Source organism: Duganella sp. sic0402 (genome assembly GCF_019219065.1).
Taxonomy (GTDB): domain Bacteria; phylum Pseudomonadota; class Gammaproteobacteria; order Burkholderiales; family Burkholderiaceae_D; genus Rugamonas.
The window spans coordinates 542,226-554,013 of sequence record NZ_JAHUWK010000001.1 but is presented as its reverse complement, the minus strand read 5'-3'; the positions used below and the strand labels follow the sequence as shown (position 1 = coordinate 554,013).

Here is an 11,788-nt window from a genome sequence, read left to right as displayed (position 1 = left end):
AACTTTATAGAACACAGATGCTAAAATGGCACGATGAATCCACTCTACACCGTCGCCGAGGTGCGCGCCATCGAACGTGCGGCCGCCTTATCGCTGCCGCCGGGTGCCCTGATGCAGCGTGCCGGCCAGGCAGGCGCCAACGCCGCGCTGGACCTGCTGCCGTTTTCGACCAAGCTGGCCAAAGTGCTGGTGCTGGCCGGACCGGGCGACAACGGCGGCGATGCCATGGAAGTGGCCGCACATCTATCCTACACCGGTGCGCAGGTAGCGCTGGTTCATTACGCACCGGCCGACGCTAACGCGACCTCGCCCGAACGCCAGGCCGCCCAGCAGCGCACGCGTAACAGCGAAGTGCCGCTGCTTGAAATGGATGACGCGCGCATCGCGGCGACCGATTGGAACCTGGTGGTCGATGGCCTGTTTGGCATCGGCCTGAAACGCCCTGTTGACGGCCGGCTGGCGGCACTGGTGGAGACGATCAACCGGTTGCCCGGCAATGTGCTGGCGCTGGATGTCCCGAGCGGGCTGGATGCGGACACCGGCTGCGTGGTGGGGCCGGATGGTGTCGCCATCCGCGCCACCCATACACTCACCTTCATCGGCAACAAGCCTGGCTTGCACACCTGTGATGGCAGAGACTACGCCGGCCTGGTTGACGTGGCGCGGCTGGACATCGACGCCAGCCACTTCCCGGCGGCGAGGCTGCACCTGAACGACGTCAAATTCTTCTCGCGGCATTTGCGCGCGCGCCGCCACAACTCGCACAAAGGCAGCTATGGCAATGTGGCCGTGATTGGCGGCGCACGCGGCATGAGCGGTGCGCCTATTCTGTCGGCACGCACGGCGCTCAACAGCGGCGCAGGCCGAGTCTATGCGCTGTTTGTTGAAGATGCGCTGGCCGCCGATCCCGGCCAGCCGGAGCTGATGTGCCGCGCCGCGCAGGACTTCGATCTGAGCCAGGCCACGCTGGTGATCGGCCCCGGCCTGGGTGCATCCTCCGTAGCGCGGGCACTGCTGGCGGACGCCATCGCCAGCGAGAACAACTTGCTGGCGGATGCCGACGCCCTGAACCTGCTGGCCTCCGCCCCTGGCTTGCAAAGCGCATTGGCCAAACGCCCGGCAAGCGCCATCCTCACGCCCCATCCGCTGGAAGCCGCGCGTCTGCTGGATGTCAGCATCGCGCAAATACAAGCTGACCGGCTATCTGCCGCACGCGAGCTGGCTGCCCGATTAAACGCCATCGTCATACTGAAAGGTTCCGGCACGATCATTACTGCGCCGAATGGCAACGCCGTCATCAACACCACCGGCAACCCGGCGCTGGCGACAGCCGGTACCGGCGACGTCCTGGCAGGCCTGTGCGGCGCGCTACTGGCGCAAGGCTGGCCGCAATGGGAAGCCGCGCTGGCGGCAGTCTGGCTGCACGGCATGGCGGCCGACGTCCTGGTCACCGAAGGCTGCGGCCCGATCGGCCTGACCGCCGGCGAACTGATCCCCGCCATCCGCACCGCCCTCAATCGCATGGTCGACCACCACGCCCGCTAAATCCGCGAGTGTTAGACGAGGCGGCCGGCGGCGATGGTGATGGTGCGGCCGCAGCGGGCCGCCATGGCCTGGTCGTGCGTGACCAGCACCAGCGTGGAGCCGTGCTGGCGGTTGAGCTCGAACATCAGCTGGATGACGGCTTCGCCTGTGGCGGCGTCGAGGCTGCCGGTAGGTTCGTCGGCGAATAGCAGCGGCGGTTCGGTGACGAAGGCGCGCGCCAGGGCGACACGTTGCTGCTCGCCGCCGGAGAGGTATTTGGGATAATGCTTCAGCCGGCTGGAGAGGCCGACACGGGCCAGCATGGCTTCAGCCTTGTCGCGCGCGCCAGCGATGCCCGCCAGTTCCAGCGGCAGCATGACGTTTTCCACTGCGGTCAGGTGCGCCAGCAGCTGGAAGGATTGGAAGACGAAGCCAAGCTTTTCCTTGCGCAAGGCAGCGCGGCCGTCTTCATCCAGTGCGTAGATGTCGACGCCGTCCAGCACTACTTTGCCAGCGCTTGGCGTGTCCAGGCCGGCCAGCAGGCCGAGCAAGGTGGACTTGCCGGAACCCGATGCACCAACGATGGCCAGCGTCTCAGCCTTTTGCACGGTAAAATCCACCTCGTGCAGGATCGTCAGTTCGCCAGCCGCATCGGCGACACGCTTGGCCAGGCCGCTGACGGCGATGGCGGGCTGCACATGAGCCGCCGCTACAGGCGATGGCGACGAGGCCGGTCCATCCGGCATGAATTGCGTAGACGCTTTAGGGAAATCGGGCATGCTGAATCAGTTTAATTGTTTATCTGGAAAAATCTTGCGTATCTTTGCCGCCCTGCTCCTGTTATCGGCAGCGGCGAGCGCCTATTCTGCACCAAAAACCGTGCTTGTGCTCGGCGATAGCTTATCTGCCGAGTACGGTTTGTCGCGCGGCACCGGCTGGGTCGCACTGGCTGAACAGAAACTCAAGCAGAATAACATCGATGCGGTGATCGTCAACGCCAGCGTCAGCGGCGAGACCACCAGCGGCGGCCGCTCGCGCCTGCCGGCCCTGCTGGCCAAGCATAAGCCGGACCTGGTGGTGATCGAACTCGGCGCCAACGATGGCCTGCGCGGCCTGCCGGTGGCCGCCGCCAAAGCCAATCTGCTGGCCATGAATGAGGCCGCCACCAAGGCTAACGCCAAGGTGATGCTGATCGGCATGCGGATGCCGCCCAATTACGGCCGCGACTACGCCGACAAGTTTTTTGCCATGTATGGCGTGCTGAGCAAGGATATCAAGGCGCCACTGGTGCCGTTCATGCTCGACGGCGTGGCCGAGAAGCCGCAGCTGTTCCAGCCGGACCGCTTGCACCCGCTGGCCGAGGCGCATCCGATTATCCTGGCCAATATCTGGCCTACCCTGCAAAAAATCATCAAGACAAAATGAAGTACCCGGAAGTGTTAAGCATCGATCAGGTGCTGCCCCAGCTCGACAGTTTCGACGCCATCATCGACGCCCGCAGCCCCTGCGAGTACGCGCTCGACCATCTCCCCGGCGCCATCAACGCGCCGGTGCTGGATGACGAGCAACGCATCCGCGTCGGCACCATGTACAAGCAAGTGGGAGCGTTTGAAGCAAAGAAGCTGGGCGCCGCGCTGATTGCCAAGAGCATCGCTCGCCATATCGAGGAATTGTGGATCGGCCAGCCGCGCGAATGGCGGCCGCTGGTCTATTGCTGGCGCGGCGGCAACCGCAGCGGCGCGATGGCGCACATCCTGGCCAAGATCGGTTGGCCGGTGGTGCAGCTTGAGGGCGGCTACAAGGCGTTTCGGCAGGAAGTGAATGCCGCGCTGGAGCATGCGCCGGAGCTGGCCTTTAAAGTGGTGTGCGGCACCACCGGCAGCGGCAAGAGCCGGCTACTGGAGACGCTGGCCGCGCAAGGCGCGCAGGTGCTGGATCTGGAACAGCTGGCGGCGCATCGCGGCTCGGTGCTGGGCCACCTGCCCAGCACCGAGCAGCCCAGCCAGAAGGCGTTTGAGACGCGCATCTGGGACGTGCTGCGCCGCTACGATGCTGCCCGCCCGGTGTTCGTGGAGGCGGAAAGCAAGAAGGTCGGCAATCTGCGCGTGCCGGCCGCGCTGATGGCGTCCATGCGCGCCTCCGACTGCATTGCGCTGACGCTGCCGCGCGCCGAGCGCGTGAACCTGCTGATGGCCGATTACGCGCACTTCCTGGGCAGCCCGGCATTACTGAACGGCCAGCTGGAACATCTGACGCAGCTGCACGGCAAGGAAAAGATCACCCAATGGCAGGCCATGTCGCAGGCAGGCCAGATGACGGAACTGGTGGATGCGCTGCTAGCGCAGCATTACGACCCGGCCTACCTGCGCTCTATCGACCGCAATTTCAGCCGCTATGCCCAGGCAACGCCGCTGGACCTGCCCGACATCAGCGAAGATGCTTTCGCCGCTGCGGCGCGCAAGCTGCAGGCGTAAAAAAAGGCCGCTGTATCAGCGGCCTTTTTTATCACCTCATTTTTACTTCACTTCGGTCACGGTGGTTGTCGAAGCGATCGGCTTGAGGACTTTCACCTTGGCCTTGGCTTTCAGCAGTTCAACGTACTGCGCCATTTCCTGCTGCGAAATCATGCTGCCGATCTGCTCGGCTTCCTGCTTGCGCTGCGCCTCGTCCAGCGTCGCAGGCTGCTGCACTTTGGCGATGCGGTACAGGCCGTAGCCGGTGCCTGGCACGTCCACGCCCACATAGGCCGGCAGCTTGGTGGTGTCAGCTTTCATGACCGATTGCAGGGCCAGGCCGTTGATGCCTTCAGGCTTGGCGCGCGACACCAGTTTGGCAGCGCCAAAACCGGTGGCTTCGCCGGATTTCTTGAACGCGGCCAGTTTCTCTTCACCCGCCTTGGCAGCCAGCTTGGCCGCTTCTTCGATGGTCACACGCTGACGGATCTGCGCATCGACTTCAGCCAGCGGACGCTTGCTTGCAGGCTTGAATTCGACGATACGGCCCGACACCAGGATGTTCGGCGCAGTCTCAACCGCTTCGGTGTTGCGCTTGCTGCTGATCGAGTCGTTGGAGAACAGCGCGGTCAGGAACTTGGCGTTGTTGTACTGCGCCGGACCAGCCATCGGCGATGGAGTACGCGATACATTGACGGCGGTTTCGATTTTCAGGCCCAGCTTGTCGGCAACCGGTTTCAGGCTGTCCGATTGCTCGTAGACGGTGTTGGTGAAGGCTTCAGCCATTTCCGAGTATTTCTTGGCGGCCTGCTGTTTTTTCAGCAGATCGGCCACTTCGGTTTTCACCGCGTCCAGCGGCTTGACCACGGCTGGCTTCAACTCGGTCACGGTCAGCACGTGCCAGCCGAATTCCGACTGTACAGCATCGCTGATCTCGCCCTGCTTCAGCTTGCCGATGGCGGTTTCCACGGACGCAACCAGCGAACCTTTTTCAATCACGCCCAGATCACCGCCCTGCTCGGCCGAACCTGGATCTTCCGATTTGGCTTTCGCCACTTTGGCAAAGTCAGCCGGAGTCTTGCGCAGTTCGGCAACGATGGCTTCTGCCTTGGCCTTGGCGGCTGCGGTGTCAGCGGCGCTGGCGCCTTTCTTCACGGCGATCAGGATGTGGCTGGCGCGGCGGGTTTCCGGCGTGGTGAACTGGGCCGAGTTCTTGGCGTAGTAGTCCGCCACTTGCGCGTCGCTGACGTTGACCTGAGCGGCCACCACGTCATTGTTCAGCACCACGTATTCGATCTTGGCTTGCTCAGGCACTTCGAAGAACTTGCTGTTCTTGTCGTAAAAGGCTTTGACCATCTCGTCGGTCACTTTGACCTCTGGCACGAAGTCGGCCACTGGCAGCAGCAGTTCCTGCACTTCGCGCTCTTGCGAAATGATGTCGGACAGCTTGCCGGCCACGCTGCGTGGTGCAAAGCCAGTGCCTTCGATAGCGGTTGCCAGTTGCTGCAGCGACAGGTCGCGGCGCATGCTGGCGTCATAGTTTTCCGGACGTAGGCCTTGCGCGGCCAGGATGGCCTTGTAACGCTCCATGTCGAAGCCGGCAGGACCGCCAAACTGGTCCATGATGGCTTTCTGCAGCTGGGCATCGGTCACACTCAGGTGGCTGTGGATGACTTCAGCAGCAATGGCGCGTTGCGCGATCAGCTGGTCCAGGATGTTCTGCTTGAACTCCGGGGTGTCGAACATTTTCTGGTCAAACTGTGCGCCCAGGCGCTGACGATAGCTGTCCAGCTGGTTGCGCACGGCGGTGTCGAATTCCTGCTGGGTCAGCGGCTTGCCATCGATTTTGGCGATGGTATTGGCGTCATCGCCAAAGCTCTGGTAACTGCCGATACCGACAAATGCAAACGATGGCACGATGACGATCGCCAGAAGGATTTGCATCAAGCGTTGATGGGTACGAATAAATTCAAACATGGTCTGCCAATTCGGATTAAGTAGGACTTGCACATACAAAAAAGGCGAACCCACGTTCGCCTATTCCGGTTGCCGGATTTTACAAGGAATATATCGGATATTCAATGTTGAATTATCAGTTCCGGAAAAAGAAAAACCCCGCAGCTCATTATAAGCTGCGGGGTATCTTGTTCTTGGCGGAGCGGACGGGGCTCGAACCCGCGACCCCCGGCGTGACAGGCCGGTATTCTAACCAACTGAACTACCGCTCCTAGTTGGTACTACATCGTCTTGATATTGTTGGCGGAGCGGACGGGGCTCGAACCCGCGACCCCCGGCGTGACAGGCCGGTATTCTAACCAACTGAACTACCGCTCCAGCTGAATATCAAGGTGCTACATACTACAGTGAAACTTAATTTCTGGCAAATGTTTTTTGGTGGGCGGTGAGAGGCTCGAACTCCCGACCTAAGCCTTGTAAGGGCTCCGCTCTACCAACTGAGCTAACCGCCCATTTGCCTGAGTGAACAGCTTTGTTGCCGCTGCTGCTCACCGAAGTCCGTTAGTTTACAGCATCTTTCAAAGCTTTGCCAGCTTTAAATTTAGGAACTTTCGCCGCTTCAATAACGATCTCTTCTTTGGTGCGCGGATTGCGGCCGGTACGGGCGGCGCGTTCGCTCACGGAGAAGGTACCGAAGCCGACCAGGGTCACGCTGTCGTTCTTTTGCAGGGTGGTGGTAACACCGTCAATCACTGCGTCCAGTGCGCGTGCAGCAGCCGCTTTCGAAATATCAGCGGTGGTGGCGATATGGTCGATCAATTCAGTCTTATTCAAAGCAATTCCCCGTCACAAAGGTTATATCTGTTCCCGCTTAAAATACGGCAACACGAAAATTTCAGGCCGTATTAAACAAGCCAGCCCGCTATCGTGTCAAGGCTGCACAATAGAAAAACAGGTAAAAATAAAAAAACAGGCGCTAGATAAGCGCCTGTTTTAATGATATTACCGCTGAAAGTTAGTGTTTTACCACGTCACCCTGAGCATCCGGCTTGGCGGCGGCGGCTGCCACCGCTTCTACTGGCGCGGTTTCCACCAGTGCTTCCGGCTGGCGTTCCAGCGCCACTTCCAGCACTTTGTCGATCCAACGCACTGGCACGATCTCCAGTTTGTTTTTGACATTGTCCGGAATATCGGCCAGATCCTTGACGTTCTGCTCAGGGATCAGCACGGTCTTGATGCCGCCGCGCTGCGCTGCCAGCAGCTTCTCTTTCAGGCCGCCGATCGGCAGCACTTCGCCGCGCAGCGTGATCTCACCGGTCATGGCCACATCGGCACGGACTGGAATGCCAGTGAAGACCGACACCATGGCGGTGGTCATCGCGATACCGGCGGACGGACCGTCCTTCGGCGTCGCGCCTTCCGGCACGTGGATGTGGATGTCGGACTTCTCGAACTGCTCAGGCTTGATGCCCAGGCGCGCCGCACGGCTGCGCACCACGGTGCGCGCGGCTTCGATCGATTCCTTCATCACATCGCCCAGCGTGCCGGTGCGGATGACGTTGCCCTTGCCCGGCATAGTCACGGACTCGATGGTCAGCAGATCGCCGCCCACTTCGGTCCATGCCAGACCGACCACCTGGCCAACCTGATTTTCCTTCTCGGCCACGCCGAAGTCGTAACGGCGCACGCCCAGGAACTTGTCCAGGTTTTTCGGCGTCACAGTGACCTTCTTCTCGGTCTTCTTCAGCAGCAGCATCTTCACCACCTTGCGGCAGATCTTCGACACTTCGCGTTCCAGCGAGCGCACACCGGCTTCACGGGTGTAGTAGCGCACGATGTCACGGATGGTGGCGTCGCTGACCGAGATTTCTTCCTCTTTCAGGCCATTGTTCTTGATCTGCTTCGGCAGCAGGTAACGGATGGCGATGCTGGCCTTTTCGTCCTCGGTGTAGCCGGACAGGCGTATCACTTCCATCCGGTCCAGCAGCGCCGGCGGGATGTTATACGAGTTCGAGGTCGCCACGAACATCACATCCGACAGGTCGAAGTCGACCTCGATGTAGTGGTCCGAGAACGTATGGTTCTGTTCAGGGTCCAGCACCTCCAGCAGCGCCGACGAAGGATCGCCACGGAAATCGGCGCCCATCTTGTCGATCTCGTCCAGCAGGAACAGCGGGTTGCGCACGCCGACCTTGGCCAGCGATTGCAGCACCTTGCCCGGCATCGAGCCGATGTAGGTACGGCGGTGACCGCGGATCTCGGCCTCGTCACGCACACCGCCCAGCGCCATGCGCACGAACTTGCGGTTGGTGGCACGGGCAATCGACTGGCCCAGCGAGGTTTTACCTACGCCTGGCGGACCGACGAAGCACAGGATCGGTGCTTTCAGCTTGTCCACGCGCTGTTGCACCGCGAGGTATTCCAGAATGCGTTCTTTGACTTTTTCCAGGCCATAGTGGTCGCCTTCCAGCACTTTTTCAGCGTTGCTCAGGTCGTTGTTGACCTTGGATTTTTTCTTCCATGGCAGGCTGACCAGGGTGTCGATGTAATTGCGCACCACGGTGGCTTCGGCCGACATCGGCGACATCAGCTTGAGTTTTTTCAGCTCGGCGGTGGCCTTGTCCAGTGCCTCTTTCGGCATCTTGGCCAGTGCTACCTTCTTCTCCAGCTCGTCCAGGTCGGCGCCGTCTTCGCCCTCGCCCAGTTCTTTCTGGATGGCTTTGACCTGTTCGTTCAGGTAGTACTCGCGCTGCGATTTCTCCATCTGGCGCTTAACGCGGCCACGGATGCGTTTTTCGACTTGCAAGATGTCCAGCTCGCCTTCCAGCTGGCCCAGCAGATGCTCCAGGCGCTTGGCGACACTGAAGATCTCCAGGATCACCTGTTTCTGCTCCAGCTTGAGCGGCAGATGGGCGGCCACGGTGTCGGCCAGGCGGCCGGCGTCATCGATGCCCGACAGCGAAGCCAGGATCTCCGGTGGAATCTTTTTGTTCAGCTTGACGTACTGGTCGAACTGCTGAACGATGGCGCGGCGCATCGCTTCGATTTCCGAATCGTCGCCCAGCTCGGAATCGAGCGGCGTCAGATCGGCCACGAAGTGCGACGGCGTATCAGTGATCTTGTTGATGCGGGCGCGCTGGGCGCCTTCGACCAGCACCTTCACGGTGCCGTCCGGCAGCTTCAGCATTTGCAGAATATTGGCCACGCAGCCGATTTCATAGATATCGGAAGCAGAAGGTTCGTCCTTGGCAGCAGCTTTTTGCGCGGCAAGCATGATGCTCTTGCCCTGCTCCATAGCGGCTTCCAGCGCCTTGATCGATTTTGGGCGCCCTACGAACAGCGGTATCACCATATGCGGAAATACGACGACGTCCCGCAGCGGCAATAACGGCAGTTGAGTTTGCTCAGTTAATTTGGAAGTTGTCATGGCGTACCTTATGTGAAAGCGTGATTATGATGTGGCGCTGACCTGCCGAATCACAAGACCGAGCTGCAAGAAATAATTCCTCATATTAAAGAATGTTTTCTTCACTCTAAAAGAATAGCTAAATAAAAAAGCCACGCGCGACAGGCTGTCACGAGTGGCTTTCCGACTGAAGCCTGTATTCTCTTATTGATTTTTATTGTACCGCCTTGCCCAACGGATGCGAAATGAATTTTGCTGTTGCGTGAGGCAAGTGTGCACAAGTTATTTAATTCTCACCAGAAGCTTTAGCCTGCTCCTGATAAATCAACAAAGGTTTAGCGCCACTGGTAATGGTATTCTCGTCGATAACCACTTTAGTAACGTTGGTTTCATTTGGCAGCTCATACATGGTATCCAGCAGCGCGTGCTCCAGGATGGAACGCAGGCCGCGGGCGCCGGTTTTGCGCGCCAGCGCTTTCTTGGCGATCGCATGCAGGCCGGCCGGCCGGATTTCCAGCTCCGCGCCTTCCATTTCCAGCAGCTTCGAATATTGCTTGATCAGCGCATTCTTCGGCTCGACCAGAATCTGGATCAGCGCCTCTTCAGTCAGCTCGGCCAGCGTGGCCACCACCGGCAGACGGCCTACCAGTTCAGGGATCAGGCCGAATTTGATCAGGTCTTCCGGTTCCGCTTCCATCAGCACTTCGCTGACGTTGCGCTCGGACTTGCTCTTCACCGAGGCGCCGAAACCGATGCCGGATTTCTCCGAACGGTTCTCGATCACCTTGGCCAGGCCGTCGAACGCGCCGCCGCAGATGAACATAATGTTGGTGGTGTCGATCTGCACGAAGTCCTGGTTCGGGTGCTTGCGGCCGCCTTGTGGCGGCACCGAGGCCATGGTGCCCTCGATCAGCTTCAGCAGCGCCTGCTGCACGCCCTCGCCCGAGACGTCGCGGGTAATGGAAGGGTTGTCCGACTTGCGGGAGATTTTGTCGATCTCGTCGATGTAGACGATGCCGCGTTGCGCCTTGTCCACATCGTAGTTGCAGCTTTGCAACAGTTTCTGAATGATGTTCTCGACATCCTCGCCCACATAGCCGGCTTCGGTCAGCGTGGTGGCGTCGGCGATCACGAACGGCACGTTCAGCATGCGCGCCAGCGTCTGCGCCAGCAGGGTCTTGCCCGAGCCGGTAGGACCGACCAGCAGAATATTGGACTTGGCCAGTTCGACGTCGTCTTTCTTGCCCAGATGCTTGAGGCGCTTGTAGTGGTTATACACCGCCACCGACAGGATGCGCTTGGCCGTTTGCTGGCCGATCACGTACTGGTCCAGCAAGTCCTTGATTTCATGCGGGGTTGGCAGGTCCGACTTGGCGCCCGAAACCGACTCGATGGCCGAGGTTTCGTCGCGGATGATGTCATTGCACAGATCGATGCACTCGTCGCAAATGAATACCGACGGGCCGGCGATCAGCTTCTTCACCTCGTGCTGGCTTTTGCCGCAGAACGAGCAGTACAGAAGTTTTTCGCCGCTGGAGGATTTTTTGTCTGACATGGGCAGTTATCTTTGGTTACAGAATGGCTTAGCCGTTACAAGGAAGCATGTTTGAAGTTTGGAAAAAAATGCCTCCAACTACATGCTACCCGAAATAAAAACGAAACGCCCGAACGATTAAACGTCCGGGCGTCTTTTTAGCAATGCTGCGGGGGAAGCATCAGGCCCGGTTGGTCAACACTTTGTCGATCAGACCGTACTCTACCGCCTCTTCCGCCGACATGAAACGATCGCGATCGGTGTCTTTGGCAACCTGTTCGATGCTTTGACCGGTGCGTTCGGCCATGATCGAATTCAGACGGTGGCGCAGGTACAGGATTTCCTTGGCCTGGATCTCGATGTCCGATGCCATGCCCTGGGAACCGCCCGACGGCTGGTGAATCATGACACGCGAGTTTGGCAGCGAGAAGCGCTTACCCTTGGCGCCAGCGGCCAGCAGGAACGCGCCCATCGAGGCGGCGATGCCGGTGCACAGCGTCGATACGTCAGGTTTGATGAACTGCATCGTATCGAAGATCGCCAAGCCGGCCGATACCGAACCGCCAGGAGAGTTGATGTACAGCGAGATGTCCTTGTCCGGATTTTCGCTTTCCAGGAACAGCAGCTGGGCGACCACCAGATTGGCCATCTGGTCGTTGACCGGACCGACCATAAAAATAATACGTTCCTTCAGCAGGCGCGAGTAAATGTCATACGAGCGCTCGCCGCGACCGCTTTGTTCCACCACCATCGGCACCAGGCCGAGCATTTCGGTATCCAGTGCCGGATTACGGTTCATACCAGTCATTCTATTTCCTTGTGAAGCAGCCAGGTTCAGAAACTTTACCACTACCGTCGCTCCGGCGAAAGCCGGAGTCCATACTGAGCTTGCGTTCTATGGATTCCAGCTTGCGC

At 59.6% G+C, this 11,788-nt stretch carries 9 protein-coding genes and 3 tRNA genes; 3 read left to right on the top strand and 9 right to left on the bottom strand.

Translation table 11 applies throughout. The features are described from left to right. The first annotated feature begins 33 nt into the window (after positions 1–33). Complete coding sequence (locus tag KW842_RS02400; RefSeq protein WP_218302477.1) at positions 34–1,545, top strand: NAD(P)H-hydrate dehydratase; 1,512 nt, start codon at positions 34–36, stop codon at positions 1,543–1,545. Positions 1,546–1,556: 11 nt separating this feature from the next. Here the strand turns inward: KW842_RS02400 and KW842_RS02395 are convergent, their stop codons facing one another. Then, the gene (locus KW842_RS02395) at positions 1,557–2,270 is read right to left on the bottom strand and encodes an ABC transporter ATP-binding protein (RefSeq protein WP_218303071.1); all 714 of its coding nucleotides are present in this window, start codon (positions 2,268–2,270) and stop codon (positions 1,557–1,559) included. 31 nt (positions 2,271–2,301) lie between these two features. On the opposite strand from KW842_RS02395, the gene KW842_RS02390 reads away from it, so the two are divergent. Then, positions 2,302–2,949, top strand: coding sequence for an arylesterase (locus KW842_RS02390; RefSeq protein ID WP_218302476.1), 648 nt, complete (start codon positions 2,302–2,304; stop codon positions 2,947–2,949). Next, positions 2,946–3,998: a tRNA 2-selenouridine(34) synthase MnmH gene (gene mnmH / locus KW842_RS02385; protein WP_218302475.1), complete on the top strand. Its 1,053-nt coding sequence runs from the start codon at positions 2,946–2,948 to the stop codon at positions 3,996–3,998. The genes KW842_RS02390 and mnmH overlap by 4 nt, the downstream gene beginning before the upstream one ends. 42 nt (positions 3,999–4,040) lie before the next feature. Here the strand turns inward: mnmH and KW842_RS02380 are convergent, their stop codons facing one another. From KW842_RS02380 to clpP, 8 genes are all read right to left on the bottom strand, one after another. After that, positions 4,041–5,954 carry a SurA N-terminal domain-containing protein gene (locus KW842_RS02380; RefSeq protein ID WP_218302474.1) on the bottom strand — a complete coding sequence of 638 codons (1,914 nt, stop codon included), beginning with the start codon at positions 5,952–5,954 and terminating at the stop codon, positions 4,041–4,043. 174 nt (positions 5,955–6,128) lie between these two features. Next, positions 6,129–6,205 (bottom strand) — tRNA-Asp (locus tag KW842_RS02375). Between the two features lie 29 nt (positions 6,206–6,234). Continuing rightward, positions 6,235–6,311, bottom strand: a tRNA-Asp gene (locus tag KW842_RS02370). 58 nt (positions 6,312–6,369) lie between these two features. Beyond that, positions 6,370–6,445, bottom strand: a tRNA-Val gene (locus KW842_RS02365). Between the two features lie 49 nt (positions 6,446–6,494). Further along, a complete protein-coding gene (locus tag KW842_RS02360) occupies positions 6,495–6,767 on the bottom strand; it encodes an HU family DNA-binding protein (protein ID WP_218302473.1) in 273 nt (90 codons plus the stop codon). Between the two features lie 181 nt (positions 6,768–6,948). Next, on the bottom strand, positions 6,949–9,360 hold the full coding sequence (lon, locus tag KW842_RS02355; protein ID WP_218302472.1) for an endopeptidase La: 2,412 nt from the start codon (positions 9,358–9,360) through the stop codon (positions 6,949–6,951). A gap of 265 nt (positions 9,361–9,625) precedes the next feature. Continuing rightward, entirely contained in the window at positions 9,626–10,894 is a 1,269-nt protein-coding gene (gene clpX, locus KW842_RS02350) for an ATP-dependent Clp protease ATP-binding subunit ClpX (RefSeq protein ID WP_218302471.1), read from the bottom strand. A gap of 160 nt (positions 10,895–11,054) precedes the next feature. Then, on the bottom strand, positions 11,055–11,672 hold the full coding sequence (clpP, locus tag KW842_RS02345; RefSeq protein WP_373925132.1) for an ATP-dependent Clp endopeptidase proteolytic subunit ClpP: 618 nt from the start codon (positions 11,670–11,672) through the stop codon (positions 11,055–11,057). Positions 11,673–11,788: the final 116 nt, after the last annotated feature.